The sequence below is a fragment of the Nocardiopsis sp. NPDC057823 genome (assembly GCF_042797335.1).
In the GTDB taxonomy this organism is placed as follows: Bacteria; Actinomycetota; Actinomycetes; order Streptosporangiales; family Streptosporangiaceae; genus Nocardiopsis; species Nocardiopsis changdeensis.
The window spans coordinates 694083-710484 of record NZ_JBHVLR010000001.1 but is presented as its reverse complement, the minus strand read 5'-3'; the positions used below and the strand labels follow the sequence as shown (position 1 = coordinate 710484).

Below are 16402 nucleotides of genomic sequence, written 5' to 3'. Positions count from 1 at the left end.
TGCCCGCGGCGGACGGACGGCCGAGGCGGGGCGGGACCGGGCCGGGCACCGTGCCCGGCGCCGGGGAGCGGAGACCCGGCCGACGGAGGCCGCGGTCCCGGGCGGACCGCGTTCATCCACCGGATCCGGGTAGACCCTTCGATAGACGCCCGGCCCGTGCCGGAGCGGCCGGGCCGACGACATGAGCGTTCAGGGGGGACCGCCATGCGAACCGGTGAAGGGCCCGAGAGGGCGCAGACCGCGGAGAACGGGGCTCCATCGCCCCGCACACCCGTGGAGGTGCTCGACGACCTGATCGAGAGACGGCGGCACCCGTCGTCGTCCGACCCCAGCCTGGGCTGGGAACGGCACCATCCCGACGACGAGCAGCGTTTCGGCCGCATCCGGGGCTTCCAGCGCCAGGGCGGCAGCCTGGCGCCGACCGGACGGCACCGGGGCCGGGCCGGGTCCTGGGTGGTGGTGGCACTGGCCGTGGCCGGGGCCGTCGTGACCGCGATCGCCATCGTGCAGGGGATGTCCGTGTGGCTGCTGGTGGTCGCCGGCGTACTGTTCGCTGCGGCGCTGGTGCTGGCCGCGGTCACCCGCATCTTCGAGGACGTCGTGCTGGACGCCCCGTCGGTGGAGCCGGAGGAGCCGCACGGCGTCTCACTGCACCGGATCCGCAAGGAGCAGCGGCGCGAGCGCCGGAACGAGCTGAGGCAGCGGCGGCGCGGCCGGAGGGCGCGGGGCGCCACCGCCGTGTAGCCCGCCAGGGCCCACGGGGGCGGCGGGCCGCTCGGCCCGCCGCCCCCGTGACCGCCTCGGCCCTCGGGGAGGGGCCGGATCAGTCGACGAGGCGGATGACCCCGTAGTTGAAGCCCTTACGCCGGTAGACGACGCTGGGCGCGTCCTTGACCTCGTCGTGGAAGAGGAAGAAGTCGTGTCCGACGAGCTCCATCTCCATCAGCGCCTGGTCGATGCTCATGGGCTTGGCCTGGTGGGACTTCTCCCGGACGATGAGGGGGGCCTCCCCCTGGGTGTCGAGCTCGACGAACTCGTCCGAGAAGCCCGCCCGTCCGGCGCCGGAGTCCGTGTCCTCCTCCGTGCTGCGGCGGGCCGGGGGCGCCTGCACGATCGTGTCCTCGGGGGGCAGGTCTCCGGGCAGGTGCGCGGTGGCCGAGGAGACTGAGACGGGGGCCCGGGTGCCCCGGTGCACCTTGCGGCGGTCGGCGGCCTTGCGCAGGCGCGCCTCGATCTTGTCGAGGGCCAGGTCCAGGGCGCCGTGCCGGTCCACGGCGGCCGCCTCGCTGCGAACGACGGGGCCGTTGCCGTTCGAGCGGATGGTGAGCTCGACGCGTTCCTTCACGTCGGCGAGCTTGGGATTGCGTTCCGTGGACACCTCCACATCGACGGTCATGCCCTTCTTCTCCCACTTGGAGAGCCTGTCGAGCTTGTTCTCGACGTGCTGTCGGAACTTGTCGCTCACACCGGTGCGTCGACCCTTGACGATGATGTCCATAGGACCCCCTTCATCGCGTGGCCGTCGGGAAGGTGACGGCCAGCCTGGCTTCTGCACCTTCCGTCGTTCGGGGGACGGAAGGGTCTCGCGCTGTCAGCCCCCTTCTGCGGGTGATCCGGTTCTGCGCGGATCACGTCTCGGTTGAAAGTGCGTATACCCACCGGGGACACGGTCATCACGCGTCCCACGCACATGATCGCGGGTAGCCCTGAACTGGGGAAAGGGACTTTCGTCGCGGCCGGGGGAAAAGCGGCACGCGAGGGGCTCCCCGGGGGCTCGCCCGATGGCGAGGCCCCCGATGGGATGCCACCCGTCCGGCCGACCTGGTCTTCGTCCCCACATCCGCCTGCTGAGAGTGTCGCCGCTCTTATCCGCGACTACTGCTCTTCTCCCTGTCGTGAGGGACATCGGGACCCTCCGCGGGGCAGGGCTTACCTCTAAGGCGCACCGTGATCGGTCGACGAAAAGTCGCCTTACGTGGGCCGTTTCGCCTGCGCCTGGCATCGGCTTGCCGGAGGAGTGCCCTGGTCTTCCCAGGAACACCGGAACTCCGACGCAACCACGGACCCGGACGGGTGCCATACGGTGACCGTAACCTGTCCTGGCGAGGATGTCAGGTGGCGACCCCGGCCCCGAGCCCCGGAAAAACACCGCGAACCCCTGTACACAAGGACTTTTCATGGTTTCGGGGGCGTTCGTAAAACCTTCTCCCCGTGGAACGGGGTCTCACCTCCGTCCACAGTCGGAAGGCGCTCGGCGAGCACCACCGCGCCGGCCACGCGCAGCCCGGCGGCGCGCAGCGCGCGCGTCGCCTCGGCCAGTGTCGCGCCCGTGGTGACGACGTCGTCGACCACCACGGCACGGCGGCCGGCCGCCCACGCCGGGACCGGGTCCGCTCGGAACGCGCCCGCCCGGTTGGCCAGCCGCTCCCGGCGGCCCAGGCCCGCCTGGCGCCGCACCCGGCCCCGGTGGCGCAGCAGCGGCAGGAGCGTCCCGCCGCGGTGCTCCCCGCAGGCCGCAGCCGCGAGCCGGGCCACCGGGGCGCGCGGATCGTGCGGCGGCCCGCGCCCGGGGATCGGCACCAGCAGGGTGTCGGCGCCGACGAGCCCGCTCGCCTCGCAGACCGCCGCCAGGCGCCCGCCCCACACGCGGGCCAGCGCGTCGTCGCCCTCCTTGTAGGCGAGCAGCACCCGGCGGTGCAGCCCGGCGTAGGGGCCGGCCGCCCAGACCGGCGGACACCCCGGGCGCGGCGCGCACCGGTGCGGCCGCCGCACCAGCGCGTCGCGGCACATGGGGCACAGCGGCGCGCCGCCCCCGGCCGGTCCCGCGCACCCGGGGCAGGCCCGTGGGAGCAGCAGATCCAGGAGCGCGTCCCGGATCCGCACGAGTGCCCTGACAAGGGCCTTCCCGACATCCATACTTCGAGGATCTGCGACCGGGGGCGGCCCCGCCACCCCTTCCCCGAACCTGTGGAAAACCCGGGCGGCGGGTGTCAGCCGTCGAGGATCTCGGTGTTCTGGTTGGCGGTGAGCAACCAGCGGTCGCCCTCCTTGGTCATCACGTACATGGGGCTGCCCTGGTTGCCGATCTGCGCGCCGTCGGGGTCGCGGTAGGTCGCGCGGGCCTTGACGGCGGCGACGTCGGGGCGCAGGAACAGCACGTGCTCGACCTCGTAGAAGACCGTTCCCTCCTGCACGGAGCCCGGCAGGACCTTGCGCGTGAACGCGGCGATCTCGTTCCGGCCGAACAGCCGTTTGCCGTGCGCCGTGGTCCAGATCGCGTCCTCGCGGAACAGGCCGATGAACTCCTCGGGCAGTCTCTCGCGCTGGGAGTGTTCGAGCGTCGCGACCACCGCGCGCAGGCGCTCGGTCTCGGTCTCGCGGGTCATATCGTCCGGCTGTGTCGTGTCCATGACCCGAGCATCGGGCCTCAACCATGGTTGAGGTCAACCCCCGGGCGTCGTCCGGTCCCGGAGGACACCCCCGGAGGTCGGCCCCGGAGATCGGCCACCGGATCAGCCCGGGAAGCCGGGGAAGCCGCCCTCCACCGCGGTGATCGAGGTCGCCCCCCCCCGGGCGTCGACCGGCCCTCGGGGGTCGGCCCCGGGGGTCGGCCCCGGGGGTCGGCCCCGGATCAGCCCGGGAAGGTGGGGGAGCTGCCCTCCACCGCGGTCTGCCAGTTCAGGCGGTCGTTGGAGATCCAGATGTTGCCGTCGTCGGTGCCCGCCACCAGGGGCTGGCCCGGCGCGCCGGAGATGGTGACCAGCCCGGTGACCGAGTTGCCGGCGCTGGAGGGCGGGGTGCCGCCGTCCAGGGCGACGAGGAACACCTGGTCGGTGCCGGCCTCGCGGCGGCCCAGCACGGCCAGCTGGTCGGCCGACCTCCAGGAGATCTCGGTGACCTCCTCCAGCTCCCCGGCCAGGGGCACGAAGTCCTCCACCGACACCCGGCCGTCCTCGTCGGTGACCACCCGGCCCACCTTGAGCGAGCGCCGGCCGTCCACCTCGGTGACCACGGCGGCGCGCGCGCCGTCGCGGGACACCCGGAAGTGCACCAGGGACTCGTCGCGCAGGTCGCCGACGTCCACCCGGACCACCTCCTGGGCGTCGCGCAGCACCCAGACCGCGGAGGCCCCCGGCTCCGGCGGGGCCGGGTCCGCGAGCGTCTCGGGGTCGGCGGGGGGATCGGAGGGCTCCTCCTCTGACCCGTCCCCCTCTCCCTCCCCGGGGTCGTCCTCCGGGCCGCCGATCTCCTCGACCACCCACAGGTTCCCGTCGATGTCCCAGGACAGCTCGGTGAAGGCGCCCTCGTCGAGGACCTCCTCGACCGCGGCGCCGGGCGCGGAGGCGGAGGTCACGACCGTCTCGCCGCCCATGGTGATGCCCGCGACGGTGCTCTCGTCGATGGAGACGGCGAACCGCTCCAGGAGGACGTCGCCCGCGCCCAGCGGCCCCGGGACGCGCTCGGCGTCGCCGAAGACATCGGTGTCCCACTCCGAGGCGGACCAGAGCTGCCCCTCGTGGGAGTAGTAGGCGCGCACCCCCGAGCGCAGCGCCCCCGGGCCGACCCCGTTCCAGAACGTGCTGGCGGGCCGGGGCCGGTCGGCGCTGTCGCCGTCGGCGGCCGCGAACGCCACCTCCTCGCCGTTCACGACCAGCGTGAATTCCTGCACGTCCGGGATCTGGCGCAGCGTCCAGGCGATCTGGGCGCCCAGCCGGAACTCGTCGATGTCGCCGACGCGGTCCAGCTCCACCACGACGCTCTCCGCGTCCACGGTCACGCCGACCCGGGAGTCCTCGGGGAACTCCGAGCGCACCGCGGGCCCCAGCCAGGAGGTCGGCCCCTCCCCCAGGCGCGCCAGCAGCCGCTCGGCCAGCCGGTCGGTGCTCACCGGGAGGTAGATCGGGTCGGGCACCAGGGAGGTGCCCTCCGGGTTGAAGTAGTACAGGTTGAACGGCCGGTGGGTGCGCTCCACGTCGAGCTGGCTGAGGATCAGGTCGTCGGGCAGGCTCTGGATCCGCCATTCGCCCTCGGGGTCGCCGTCCTCACGGGCGAGCGTGAACGTCTCGTCCATCAGCGTCCCCGGGGTGCCGGGGCGGTACTTGCCGTCCTCGTCGATGGTGGCGACCAGCGGGGTGCGCATCCGCACGGTCGCGGTGAGCCCGTCCTCGGACACCTCGGTCTCCAGGTCCACGGTGTCCAGGTCGGTGAAGACCTTGACGGACCCGTCCGGGGACCACTCCCGGCCGGTGTCGGGCAGCATGTAGATGCGGGCCGCCCCGTGGTCCTCCTCGAAGCTGCCCATGTCCTTGAGGAAGCTGCCGACCAGCCCGTCCGGGTTCATGCCCGCCTGCGGGCCGGCGGGCAGCAGCCGCACGTAGCCGCCGTAGGGGTCGGCGCTGCCGTCGCCGCCCTCGCCCGGGACCACCGGGCCGGTCATCGGCACGCTGGCGCACGAGGTGAGGAACAGGCAGGACAGCGCGGAGGCGCCGAACACCAGGAGGTTTCTGCTCACGGGTGGTCCTCTCCCCCCTCACGGGGGTAGGCGCGGCCCAGCGAGAACTCCGGGGGCACCAGCGGCAGCGGGGAGCCGCGCAGCTCGGCGCCCGCGAGCCGGGGCAGGGACAGGCGGAACTGGGACCCCTGGCCGGGCATGCCCCACGCCTGGAGCCAGCCGCCGTGCAGGGCGGCGTCCTCCTTGGCGATGGACAGGCCCAGTCCGGTGCCCCCCGTGGTGCGCACCCGCGCCGGGTCGGCCCGCCAGAAGCGGTCGAAGCACAAGTGCTCCTCGCCCTCCTTGAGGCCGACGCCGTAGTCGCGCACGGCGACGGCGACGGCGTCGCGGTCGCCCGCGGCGGTGACCACCACGTCGCGCCCCTCGCTGTGCTCGATGGCGTTGACCACCAGGTTGCGCAGGATGCGGTTGATCCGCCGGGGGTCGTACTCGGCGACGCACGGGTCGGCGGGCAGCCGCATGACGACCTTGATGCCGCGCTTCTCGGCGATCTGCTCGGCGTCGCCGACCGCCTTCATCACGGCGTCGCGGATGTCGGAGGGCTCGGTCCCCAGGGTGGCCGCGCCCGCGTCGTGGCGGCTGATCTCGAGCAGGTCGGCGAGCAGTTCCTCGAACCGCTCCACCTGGCTCTGCAGCAGCTCGACCGAGCGGCGCATGGCGGGTTCGAGCTCGTCGCGGTCGTCGAAGAGCAGGTCGCCGGCCATCTTGATGGTGGTGAGCGGGGTCCGCAGCTCGTGGGAGACGTCGGAGACGAACTGGCGCTGGAGCTTGGACAGCTCCTCCAGCTCCTGGATCTTCTCCTGGAGGGTCCCGGCCATGTCGTTGAAGGACACGGCCAGGCGCGCCAGGTCGTCCTCGCCCTGGACGGTCATGCGCTCGGACAGGTCGCCGGCGGCCAGCCGCTCGGCGGACTGGGCGGCGGAGCGGACCGGCGAGACGACCTGGCGGGTGACGACGTAGGCGATGAGGCCCAGGAGGACGACCAGCAGCGCGCCGACAAGGACGACGGTGCGCTGGACCAGGTCGAGGATCTCCTGCTCGTGCTGGAGCGGGAAGACGTAGTACAGCTCGTAGGCGTGGGTGAGCTCGGCGCCCACGACCAGGGCGGGCTCCTCGGTGCCCTCCGCCTCGTTCATGATGCGCGCGTAGGTGTGGTACTGCTGGTCGCCCATCGAGTCGCCGACCTGGTCGATGAGCCGTTCCGGGACGCTCAGGTCGAGCTGCTTGTCCGGGGACTCCTCGCCCACCCAGCCGAGCTCGTCGTCCACCGACGGGAGGATGACGACCCCGTACAGGCCGGTGTCGCCGCTGCGCCCGGCGAGCTCGCTGACGATGTTGTACATCAGCCGGTCGCGGTCGCCGGTCTCGTTCTCCTGGATCTCGGCGAGCGCGTAGTTGAGCCCGGCGCGGTGGTCGTTGACCGCGGTGGCGATCTTGGCGTCCAGCAGCCCGCTGCGCACCTGGGAGATGAGCACGTAGCCCAGGCCGGCCATGACCACCAGGGACAGCACCAGGGTCGTGGAGATGACCCGCAGGTGCAGGGAGCGGCGCCAGTTGGTGTGGACGCCGCGGACCAGCGCGCGGGCCGCCCGCTGGGCGAACAGGTACGCGCGGGTGAGCCCGGAGTCGGCGTCCCGGGCATCACGTCGGCCCCCTCCGGACTCGGTTCGTCCGGAGGGCCGGGGCGGCCGCTCCCCCTCGGGGTCGGCCCCCCGCTGCTCCTCGGGTGCGGCTGCGGTCATGGGCGCTTCGTGCGGATCAGGCCGTACCGGCCTTGTAGCCGACACCGCGGACGGTCACGACGACCTCCGGGTGCTCGGGGTCCTTCTCGATCTTGGCGCGCAGGCGCTGCACGTGCACGTTGACCAGGCGGGTGTCGGCTGCGTGGCGGTAACCCCAGACCTGCTCGAGCAGGACCTCGCGGGTGAACACCTGGCGCGGCTTGCGGGCCAGGGCGACCAGCAGGTCAAACTCCAGCGGGGTGAGGCTGATCTGCTCGCCGTCGCGGCGCACGGCGTGCCCGGCGACGTCGATGGTGATGTCGCCGATCTGGAGCACCTCGGGCGCGGGCTCCTCGGTGCGGCGCAGGCGCACGCGGATGCGGGCGACGAGCTCCTTGGGCTTGAACGGCTTGACGATGTAGTCGTCGGCGCCCGACTCCAGGCCCAGGACGACGTCGATGGTGTCGCTCTTGGCGGTGAGCATGACGATCGGCACGCCGGACTCGGCGCGGATCTGGCGGCACACGTCGATGCCGTCGGCGCCGGGCAGCATCAGGTCGAGGAGGACCAGGTCGGGCTTGGTCTCGCGGAAGGCCTCGAGCGCCTTGTCGCCGTCATGGACGAACGAGGGCTCGAAGCCCTCGCCGCGCAGCACGATGCCGAGCATCTCTGCGAGGGCGAGGTCGTCGTCGACAACCAGTACACGTCCCTTCATCGGTGTGTCCGGCGCCGGGCGTCGGTCCCACCCTGTGGGGCGGAGTTCGCGGCGCCTACTCCTCTCTCCTCGGAAGAACACGAACGTCGTCGGTGCGGTCTACGGGTGCGCCGTCACGGTCCGACGCGGGGAACCGTCATTGTCCCCCACCCTGCCATCTCCTGGAGCGGTGGGAGGCGCGGTCGATGTCTTTGGGACCTTCCGGGGCCGATTTCGGCCACTTCGGGCGTCCTCCCTGGCCGGGAGGGTGATGGCGCCCTTGATAACGCCCGACCGGTTGGTAACAGAAAGCATACAAAAAGAATGAAGTGCGTCGGTTGCCCGCGAAGGGGCCCGGACCGTGCCCGACTTCGGGGGAACCGGCCGGTAGGTTGTTCTCCGAGACGTGAATGCGGAACCCGGTCCGCTTGCGCAGCGTAACCGAACCTCACGGAGGGCGGGGGCAGATGACCCAGGAGGACGACCACCGGAACCCGTCGGGGGAGGCCCCGGAGGTGCCCGCCGACGGTGGATCGCCCGTGCCCGACGCCCGGGACGGCGCCGGGGGCGCGGAGTCCTGGGCCGCTCCGGGACAGGGGGGCGACCCCGCCGGGGCGCAGGGCGCGCCGGGGTCCGCGGAGCCGCGGTACCCCTCCCAGTACCCGTCCTTCGCGCCGCCCGCGGGCGGCGCCCCCGCGGAGAGCGCGCCCTCCGGGTTCGCCGCACCGGGCTCGGGCGAGCCCGCGGCGCAGGGGCACGGGGCGCCCGGGTACGGACAGCAGGCCTACCAGCAGCCCGCGTACGGACAGCCGGCGTACGGACAGGCGCCCGCGCAGGGGTTCGCCGCCCCCGGGTACGGTCCGCAGCCCGGACAGGGCCCCTGGGCCGGCCCCCACACCGGTCCGCAGACCGGCCAGTGGCAGGCGGCCCCGGGGCAGTACCCGCCCGGTCACGGCCCGTTCCGGCCGCAGGCTCCCAAGCCCGGCGTGGTGGCGCTGCGCCCGATGACCCTCGGGGACATCCTCAACGGCGCGTTCACCCTCATCCGCCGCAACCCCAAGACCATGGTCGGCCTGTCGCTGATCATCATGGCGGTCTCCAGCATCGTCACCTCCATCGGCTTCAGCGGCTACATGGCCGACTACGGGACGTTCATGGACCAGGTCATCAACGACCCGATGTCCGTCGACCCGAACGACCCGATGCCCTTCAGCCTCTGGTCGGTCCTCACGATGTACGGCGGCGCCCTGGTGAACTACGCCGGGATCGTCTTCCTCACCGGCCTGCTCACCACGGCGGTCGGCATGGCCGTGCTGGGCCGCACCCTGACGCCCGGCCAGACCTGGGCGGCCTTCCGGGCGCGGCTCGGCCCGGCGGTGGGCGTGGCCGTCCTCCAGCTGCTCATCGGGTTCGCCCTGACGATGGTCGTCGCGCTCCTCCTCATCGGGGGCGTGGTCGCGGGCGTGGCCCTGGCCTACGCCGGGAGCGAGGGGGCGGGCATCACCGTCATCATCCTCTCCCTGGTGGTCGGGCTGATCGGCGGCATCGCGCTGTCCGCCTGGATCCTGATCCGGCTCTACTTCGCCATGCCCATCGTGATCCTGGAGCGCGTCGGCGCCGGGGAGGCCCTGGCCCGCTCCTGGAGGCTGACCCAGGGGAGCTGGTGGCGGATCTTCGGCATCGTCCTGCTGTCGATGATCCTCATCGGCTTCGTGACCAACCTGCTGGGCATGCCGTTCAGCATCGCCGGGATCGTGCCCGTGTTCATCGCGCCCGAGGCCCTGTGGGCCACGGTCGCGTCCGGGGCCCTCATCTACCTGGGCAACGTCCTGATCTACTCCGTGTCCACCCCCTTCACCGTGGGTGTGACCACCCTGCTCTACGTCGACCTGCGGATGCGGCGCGAGGGCCTGGACCTGAAGCTGCACACCGCGGCCCTGTCCGGCCGCGAGGTCGGCCCGGAGATCTACCTGCCGGAGCAGCGGGCGTGACGGCGCCGTTCGCGGCCGTCCTGGAGGTGACCGGGGACGAGGGGCGCCGCCGCGCCGTCGAGGAGCTGAGCGACCCGGTGTACGGGCAGCAGGAGCCCTCCCTGCTGGACCGTTTCCTGGAATGGCTCTCCAGCCTGGAGGTCCCCGTCCCGGGCGTCGGCGGCGGGTGGGCCACCGCGGTCCTGCTCGTCGTGGTCGCGCTGCTGGTGCTCTGGCTCGTCCTGTGGCTGCGCCCCTCGCGGACCCGCCGCGGCGAGGGCGCCGTCCACCGGACCGCGCCCCGGTCGGCGGCCGACCACCGCGCGGCCGCCCTGGCCCACGAGGAGGCCGGGGAGTACACGGCCGCCGTCACCGAGCGGATGCGCGCGATCAGCGTCGACCTGGAGGACCGCACGATCATCGCGCCGCGCGCCGGGCGCACGGCCACGGAGCTGGCCGCCGAGGCCGCGAAGGCGCTGCCCGGCGAGGCCGGGGGGCTGCGCGAGGGCGCCCGCCTGTTCAACGACGTCGTCTACGGCGACCGCCCGGCGACCGCCGACACCGCCCGGGTGCTGCGCGAGCTCGACGAGCGCCTGCGCGCGGCCCGTCCGGCCCTGGATCCCGAGGAGGCGCGCGGATGACCGTCCACTCCCCCGAGGCCCCCGCCGGCCCGGCCGCCCCCGTCGACCCGGTGCCCCCCGCCGGCGCTCCCCCGGAGTCGGCCGTCCGCCGCCTCTGGCGGGCCGCCCGCTTCCCCGCGATCCTGGCGGCCTCGCTCGTCGTGGTGTCCGTGCTGATGTCGCTGGGCGGGGAGCAGTTCCCCACCGGCCACCTGGAGCCCGGCAGCGTCGCCCCGGACGGCACCCGCGCCCTGGTGAACGTGCTGGGCGAGGACCGCGAGGTCGAGGTGGTCCGCTCCTCCGGCGACGCCGCCGACGCGGTCGGCGCCGCCGAGGACGCGGTCCTGGTCGTGTTCCTGGACCACCGGCTGCTGCCCGAGGAGCTGGACCGGCTGGCCGCCCTGGACGTGGACACCGTCCTGGTGCGCCCCTCGGTGCGGTCGCTGTCGGCGTTCGCCCCCGGGGTGGAGATGACCGGCCGCGAGCTGCCCCGCGACATCCTGGAGCGGCCGCTGGAGCCGCACTGCGACCTGCCCGCCGCCGAGGCCGCGGGCTCCGCGTACGTGCACGGCGAGCTGTACACCGCCGCTCCGGGGACCGACGCCGTGGGCTGCTACCCGGCCGGGGCGGGCGACGCCCTGGTCCAGGTGACCGAGAACGGCACGACCACCACCGTGCTGGGCAACGGGAACCCGTGGACCAACCGGCTGCTGGACCGGGGCGGCGACGCCGCCCTGGCCCTCAACCTGCTGGACGCCGGGACCGTGGTGTGGCTGCGCCCCGACCCGCCCCGGCAGGAGGGGACGGCCTCGCTGCCCGAGCTGCTGCCCGCCGGGGTGCGCTGGTCCCTGCTGCCGCTGGCGGCGGGCCTGGTGCTGCTCGTGCTGTGGCAGGGCCGCCGCATGGGCGCGCTGGTGCCCGAGTCGCTGCCGGTGGTGGTGCGCGCCTCGGAGACCACCGAGGGGCGGGCCGGGCTGTACCGGTCGCGCGCGGCGCGCGACCGGGTGGTCGGCGCGCTGCGCACGGGCTTCCTGGACCGGCACGGCGCCCGGCTGGGGCTGGGGCCGGACGCCCCGCCCGACGCGGTGATCGCGGCGGTCGCCGAGCGCACCGGGGACGACCCCGGAACCGTGCGCGGGCTGCTGTACCCGCAGGGGGCCGACCCGTACGCGGCCGACGACGGCGGCCTGCTGCGGCTGGCCGCCGAACTGGACGAACGGTCCCGGAGGCTGCGGTGACCGGACCGACGGAGAATTCCGACAGAGCGAGAGAGGTGGACGGCACGTGAGCGCCTTCACACACGAGGCACCCCCCTCGGCCGATGAGGCGCGGCAGGCCCTGGTCGCCCTGCGCCGCGAGGTGGCCAAGGCGGTCGTGGGCCAGGACGAGACGGTGACCGCGCTGGTCGTGGCGCTGCTGTGCCGCGGCCACGTACTGCTGGAGGGTGTGCCCGGTGTCGCCAAGACGCTGCTGGTGCGCACCGTGTCGGCGGCCCTGTCGCTGGACCACAAGCGGGTGCAGTTCACCCCCGACCTGATGCCCGGCGACGTGACGGGGTCTCTGGTGTACGACCAGAACACCGCCAAATTCGAGTTCCTCCAGGGCCCGGTGTTCACCAACCTGCTGCTGGCCGACGAGATCAACCGGACCCCGCCCAAGACCCAGGCGTCGCTGCTGGAGGCCATGGAGGAGCGGCAGGTGACGGTGGAGGGGCGCCCGATGGCGCTGCCCGACCCGTTCCTGGTGGCCGCCACCCAGAACCCGGTGGAGTACGAGGGCACCTACCCGCTGCCCGAGGCGCAGCTGGACCGGTTCCTGCTCAAGGTGACGGTCCCGCTGCCGCCGCGGGAGGCCGAGGTGGAGATCCTGGGCCGCCACGCCGCCGGGTTCGACCCCGGCGACCTGGGCGCCGCCGGGGTGACCGCGGTGGCGGGGGCCGCCGACCTGCACGCGGCCCGCCGGGCCGTGGAGACCGTGCGGGTGGCCCCCGAGGTGCTCGGGTACACCGTGGACCTGTGCCGGGCCACCCGGCAGTCGCCGTCGCTGCAGCTGGGCGCCTCCCCGCGCGGTGCGACGGCCCTGATGCGCACCTCCCGGGCGTGGGCGTGGCTGTCGGGCCGCGACTACGTGACCCCCGACGACGTGAAGGCGCTGGCCAAGGGCACCCTGCGGCACCGGATCTCGCTGCGCCCGGAGGCGGAGCTGGAGGGCGCGACCACGGACGGGATCCTGGAGGGCGTGCTGTCCTCCGTCCCGGTGCCGCGCTGATGGTGGTCACCGGCCGGGCGGTCCTGCTCGCGGGGGTGCTGACCGTCGCCGTGGCGTTCTCCGGCTCCCTGGGCCCGTGGGCGGCCGCGGCCGCCGTCGCCGCCCTGGTGGTGACGGTCGCCGTCGACGTGCTGCTGGCGGCGAGCCCCCGGGCGCTGCGGCTGTCCCGGGCGGGCGATACGTCGCTGCGACTGGGGGACGCCGCCTCCGTCGAGGTCACCGTGGCCAACCCGACGCGGCGCCGCCTGCGCGGGACCGTCCGCGACGCCTGGCCGCCGAGCGCGCACGCCGGGCCCCGGGTGCAGCCGCTGCGGGTGGACGCGGGAGAGCGGCGCCGGGTGCGCACGACGCTCGTCCCGACCCGGCGGGGCGACGCCCGCGCCGCCGGGGTGACCGTGCGCAGCCTGGGCCCGCTGCGGCTGGCCGGGCGGCAGCGCACGCTGCCCGCGCCGTGGACGGTGCGGGTGCTGCCGCCGTTCCACAGCCGCCGCCACCTGCCCGGGAAGCTGTCGCGGCTGCGGGAGCTGGAGGGCCAGCACACGGCGATGGTGCGCGGCCAGGGCAGCGAGTTCGACTCCCTGCGCGACTACGTGCCCGGCGACGACGTGCGGTCCATCGACTGGCGGGCCAGCGCGCGCAACGACGGGGTGGTGGTGCGCACCTGGCGCCCCGAACGGGACCGGCGCATCCTCATCGTGCTCGACACCGGCCGCACCTCCGCGGGCCGGGTGGGCGACACGCCCCGCCTGGACCACGCCATGGACGCTGCCCTGCTGCTGGCCGCGCTGGCGGGCAAGGCGGGCGACCGGGTGGACTTCCTGGCCTACGACCGCCGGGTGCGGGCGCAGGTCAAGGCGGCCGGCAAGGGCAGCCAGGTGCACCGGATCGTGGAGGCGATGGCCCCGCTGGAGGCGGAGCTGCTGGAGTCCGACCCGGCGGGCACGGCGAGCGCGATCCTGACCGCCCAGGGCCGGACCCGCTCGCTGGTGGTGCTGCTCACCGACCTCAACGCGGCGGCGCTGGAGGAGGGGCTGCTGCCCCGGGTGCCGGCGCTGACCGCGCGGCACCTGCTGCTGGTCGCGGCCGTGCAGGACCCCGCCGTGACGGCGATGGCGGCCGGTCGCGACGACTCCGCGGCCGTGTACCGGGCGGCCGCCGCCGAGCGCACGCTGGCCGAGCGGCGCCGGGTGACGGCGGAGCTGCGCCGGGTCGGGGTGGAGGTCGTGGACGCCGAGCCCGAGCACATCGCCCCGGCGCTGGCCGACGCCTACATCAACCTCAAGGCCCAGGGCCGCCTGTAGCGGCGCGGGTCCCCGGGGGCGGGGTGGCCGGTTCCGGCCACCCCGCCCTTTCCCGTGCTCACCGAGCCCGCACGTGTGCGGTCCGCCCGCGGGCGGTGGGGCACTCCGGCAGTATGTGGGCATGGACTCTTCCCCCGGACCGCACGTGAACTCGGTGGACGGCGGCGTGTACGGGCGGCTGGTCCAGGCGCGCGACATCCAGAGCCTCACCATCAACGCCGGGGAGCGGCCCGCTCCCCCGCCGGGGGCGGACGTGGTGCTGGACCCGCCGCGCCCCGCGACGGCGGTGCGCGGCCGGGAGGGGCTGGTCGGGGAACTGCTGGCGAAGATGCGCGCCGGGGCGGACGTGCCGCACGTGCTGACCGGGCCCGGCGGGTTCGGCAAGACCACGGTGGCGGCGGAGCTGGCCGGGCGGGCGCGGGCCGAGGGGCGGACGGTGTTCTGGGTGCGGCCCGGCAGCGTCGCGGCGAGCATGATCGAGGTCGCCGTGGAGCTGGGCGGGTCGCGGCGGGAGGCCGAGGAGGTGCGGACCACCCGGCATCTGGCGATGCGGTGGGTGTGGCGGCACCTGGACGACGCACCGCGGCCGTGGCTGCTGGTCATCGACAACGCCGACCGGCCCGAGGAGCTGGATCCGGAGAACCGGCCCGGCGACCAGCTGGGGTGGATGCGGGCCAGTCCGGGCGGGTTCGTGCTGGTGACGACGCGGGTGGACGACCCCGCCCAGTGGGCGCCCGCACGGATCCACCGGGTGGAGGCGCTGGAGGCGGGGGCCGCGGCGGCGGCGCTGGCCGACCACTCGGCGCTGGCGGGGACGGCCGGGGCGGAGGAGCTGGCGGAGCGGCTGGGCCGGGTGCCGCTGGCGCTGTCGCTGGCCGGGCGCATCCTGGCGACGCACCGGGTGCTGTTCCCCGACGCCCGCGCGCTGCTGGCGCGCCTGGAGGAGGGCGTGGACCGGCTGGACGAGCTGGCGGCGCCGTTCGTGACCGGGCCCGACGTGGACCGGCGGCTGCTGTCGGGCGTGTGGGACCTGTCGCTGCGGTCGGTGGCGGAGCGGGAGCCGTACGCCCGCCCCCTGCTCCAGGTCCTGGCGGTCCTGGGGTCGAACGCGGTGCCGGTGCCGCTGCGGCGGCTGCCCCCGGCGGAACTGGCGTCCGGTCCGCTGGAGGGCCTCGACGACGTGGGGCTGGCACGCGCCGTCAACGCCCTGATCGTGCACGGACTGGTCGCCCTGGGCGAGCACGGCGGGGAGGCGGCGCTGCGGATGCACCCCCTGGTGGCGGAGACCGTCCGCGCGGGGATCGGCGACAGTGCGGTGACGGACATCGTCAGCGGTCTGCTCCAGTGGCAGTCCGACAGCGATTTCACCCTGGAGGCCTCCGCCTATGCAGCGCTGGCCGGGGTCCTGGCCCGTGTACACCACGCCCGGCATCCAACCGTCGTCCAGGCCTCCGTGGGGCGTTTCAGGGTCGCGATGCTGCTCGGGGACCGGCTGGAGGCGGAGAGGTCCCTGGGCCGGCTCGTCGAGACGGCCGAAGCCGCCCTGGGCGGCACGCACCCGGAGACGCTGCGCGCCCGGCACGCCTGGGCCGATTCACTGCGCGCCCTGGACCGGTGGGGCGAGGCCCAGGAGATCTACCGCTCGGTCCACAGCGACCGGGCGTCCAGGCTCGGACCCGACCACCCCGATACTCTGAGCAGCCTGCACCAGGTCGCCCTCATCGCCGGGCTGCGTGGTGACCTGAAAGCCGCGGTACAGGGCTTTCAGACGGTACTGGCGGCCTACGAGGGGCGGGAGGAGGAGCCGACCGCGCTCCACGCGCTGCAGAACCTCGCCTACATCCGCATGCTCCGCGGTGACAATGACGGAGCGGAGGCGGGCTTCCTCAGGGTCCGCGAAGCCTGGAGCCGTGCTCTGGGCGAGGATCACCCGAACACCGGCCAGGCCGATTACTTCCTGGCCCGCAACGCGGCCGAGCGCGGGGACCACGCCCGCGCCGCCGCGATGTTCGACGAGGTCGCCCGGACACGGGCCGCGGCCATGGGCGAGGAGAACACACTGGTCGTCCAGGCCCGTGAACGCGCGGAGCGGGCCAGACGGGCCGTGAAGGGTTCAGACGCGCGCGGCCGAGGTGACGAGGGCGGACCACTCACGTGAGCCGACCGCCAGGACGACGGCGGACCGGTTCTGCGTGTCGCGCACCATGACACCGGCCGGGACCCCGAAGGCCACCTCGACACAGGCGTCCTCGAAGCTGCTGTAGGAGCTCTTGAACCAGTGGGGGGCTTCGCTCATGGGCCCGACACTGCCACACC

14 protein-coding genes are annotated in these 16402 nt (G+C 74.1%); 7 read left to right on the top strand and 7 right to left on the bottom strand.

All coding sequences use genetic code 11. From position 1 onward, the window contains the following. Positions 1 to 204 precede the first annotated feature (204 nt). A complete protein-coding gene (locus tag ACFVNO_RS03290; protein WP_355256796.1) occupies positions 205 to 744 on the top strand; it encodes a hypothetical protein in 540 nt (179 codons plus the stop codon). Positions 745 to 823: 79 nt separating this feature from the next. Here ACFVNO_RS03290 and hpf read toward each other — a convergent pair whose 3' ends face one another. The 6 genes from hpf to mtrA form a co-directional block, all read right to left on the bottom strand. After that, positions 824 to 1498 (bottom strand): ribosome hibernation-promoting factor, HPF/YfiA family, encoded by a 675-nt coding sequence (gene hpf, locus ACFVNO_RS03285; protein ID WP_355256793.1) that lies wholly within the window; start codon positions 1496 to 1498, stop codon positions 824 to 826. A 677-nt stretch (positions 1499 to 2175) separates the two neighbouring features. Continuing rightward, positions 2176 to 2916, bottom strand: a complete 741-nt coding sequence (locus ACFVNO_RS03280; RefSeq protein ID WP_355256790.1) for a phosphoribosyltransferase family protein — start codon at positions 2914 to 2916, stop codon at positions 2176 to 2178. A 74-nt stretch (positions 2917 to 2990) separates the two neighbouring features. Next, complete coding sequence (locus ACFVNO_RS03275; RefSeq protein ID WP_355256787.1) at positions 2991 to 3410, bottom strand: SgcJ/EcaC family oxidoreductase; 420 nt, start codon at positions 3408 to 3410, stop codon at positions 2991 to 2993. 221 nt (positions 3411 to 3631) lie between these two features. After that, on the bottom strand, positions 3632 to 5512 hold the full coding sequence (locus tag ACFVNO_RS03270; protein ID WP_355256784.1) for an LpqB family beta-propeller domain-containing protein: 1881 nt from the start codon (positions 5510 to 5512) through the stop codon (positions 3632 to 3634). Next, positions 5509 to 7254: an MtrAB system histidine kinase MtrB gene (gene mtrB / locus ACFVNO_RS03265; protein ID WP_220565062.1), complete on the bottom strand. Its 1746-nt coding sequence runs from the start codon at positions 7252 to 7254 to the stop codon at positions 5509 to 5511. Before mtrB ends, ACFVNO_RS03270 begins: the two co-directional genes overlap by 4 nt. Before the next feature lie 16 nt (positions 7255 to 7270). Then, positions 7271 to 7948 carry an MtrAB system response regulator MtrA gene (gene mtrA, locus ACFVNO_RS03260; protein ID WP_073376517.1) on the bottom strand — a complete coding sequence of 226 codons (678 nt, stop codon included), beginning with the start codon at positions 7946 to 7948 and terminating at the stop codon, positions 7271 to 7273. Positions 7949 to 8394: 446 nt separating this feature from the next. Here mtrA and ACFVNO_RS03255 point away from each other — a divergent pair, with 446 nt between their 5' ends. The 6 genes from ACFVNO_RS03255 to ACFVNO_RS03230 all read left to right on the top strand — a co-directional run bounded on the left by ACFVNO_RS03255 (position 8395) and on the right by ACFVNO_RS03230 (position 16244). Next, on the top strand, positions 8395 to 9918 hold the full coding sequence (locus tag ACFVNO_RS03255; protein ID WP_355256779.1) for a glycerophosphoryl diester phosphodiesterase membrane domain-containing protein: 1524 nt from the start codon (positions 8395 to 8397) through the stop codon (positions 9916 to 9918). Further along, a complete protein-coding gene (locus tag ACFVNO_RS03250; protein ID WP_378888809.1) occupies positions 9915 to 10538 on the top strand; it encodes a DUF4129 domain-containing protein in 624 nt (207 codons plus the stop codon). The genes ACFVNO_RS03255 and ACFVNO_RS03250 overlap by 4 nt, the downstream gene beginning before the upstream one ends. Continuing rightward, positions 10535 to 11755: a DUF4350 domain-containing protein gene (locus ACFVNO_RS03245; protein WP_355256775.1), complete on the top strand. Its 1221-nt coding sequence runs from the start codon at positions 10535 to 10537 to the stop codon at positions 11753 to 11755. The genes ACFVNO_RS03250 and ACFVNO_RS03245 overlap by 4 nt, the downstream gene beginning before the upstream one ends. Before the next feature lie 46 nt (positions 11756 to 11801). Next, positions 11802 to 12785 (top strand): MoxR family ATPase, encoded by a 984-nt coding sequence (locus tag ACFVNO_RS03240; RefSeq protein WP_355256772.1) that lies wholly within the window; start codon positions 11802 to 11804, stop codon positions 12783 to 12785. Continuing rightward, positions 12785 to 14086: a DUF58 domain-containing protein gene (locus tag ACFVNO_RS03235; protein WP_355256769.1), complete on the top strand. Its 1302-nt coding sequence runs from the start codon at positions 12785 to 12787 to the stop codon at positions 14084 to 14086. The genes ACFVNO_RS03240 and ACFVNO_RS03235 overlap by 1 nt, the downstream gene beginning before the upstream one ends. 121 nt (positions 14087 to 14207) lie before the next feature. Then, positions 14208 to 16244 carry a tetratricopeptide repeat protein gene (locus tag ACFVNO_RS03230; RefSeq protein WP_378888804.1) on the top strand — a complete coding sequence of 679 codons (2037 nt, stop codon included), beginning with the start codon at positions 14208 to 14210 and terminating at the stop codon, positions 16242 to 16244. Here the strand turns inward: ACFVNO_RS03230 and ACFVNO_RS03225 are convergent. After that, positions 16200 to 16382, bottom strand: coding sequence for a DUF397 domain-containing protein (locus ACFVNO_RS03225; protein WP_220565055.1), 183 nt, complete (start codon positions 16380 to 16382; stop codon positions 16200 to 16202). The two genes, ACFVNO_RS03230 and ACFVNO_RS03225, sit on opposite strands and share 45 nt — an antisense overlap. Between the last annotated feature and the right edge of the window lie 20 nt (positions 16383 to 16402).

Excerpts from the sequence above, each read along its gene's own strand:
- ACFVNO_RS03290 (WP_355256796.1), top strand. The coding sequence starts at position 205 with ATGCGAACCGGTGAAGGGCCCGAGAGGGCGCAGACCGCGGAGAACGGG.
- hpf (WP_355256793.1), bottom strand. The coding sequence starts at position 1,498 with ATGGACATCATCGTCAAGGGTCGACGCACCGGTGTGAGCGACAAGTTC.
- ACFVNO_RS03280 (WP_355256790.1), bottom strand. The coding sequence starts at position 2,916 with ATGGATGTCGGGAAGGCCCTTGTCAGGGCACTCGTGCGGATCCGGGAC.
- ACFVNO_RS03275 (WP_355256787.1), bottom strand. The coding sequence starts at position 3,410 with ATGGACACGACACAGCCGGACGATATGACCCGCGAGACCGAGACCGAG.
- mtrB (WP_220565062.1), bottom strand. The coding sequence starts at position 7,254 with ATGACCGCAGCCGCACCCGAGGAGCAGCGGGGGGCCGACCCCGAGGGG.
- mtrA (WP_073376517.1), bottom strand. The coding sequence starts at position 7,948 with ATGAAGGGACGTGTACTGGTTGTCGACGACGACCTCGCCCTCGCAGAG.
- ACFVNO_RS03255 (WP_355256779.1), top strand. The coding sequence starts at position 8,395 with ATGACCCAGGAGGACGACCACCGGAACCCGTCGGGGGAGGCCCCGGAG.
- ACFVNO_RS03245 (WP_355256775.1), top strand. The coding sequence starts at position 10,535 with ATGACCGTCCACTCCCCCGAGGCCCCCGCCGGCCCGGCCGCCCCCGTC.
- ACFVNO_RS03235 (WP_355256769.1), top strand. The coding sequence starts at position 12,785 with ATGGTGGTCACCGGCCGGGCGGTCCTGCTCGCGGGGGTGCTGACCGTC.
- ACFVNO_RS03230 (WP_378888804.1), top strand. The coding sequence starts at position 14,208 with ATGGACTCTTCCCCCGGACCGCACGTGAACTCGGTGGACGGCGGCGTG.
- ACFVNO_RS03225 (WP_220565055.1), bottom strand. The coding sequence starts at position 16,382 with ATGAGCGAAGCCCCCCACTGGTTCAAGAGCTCCTACAGCAGCTTCGAG.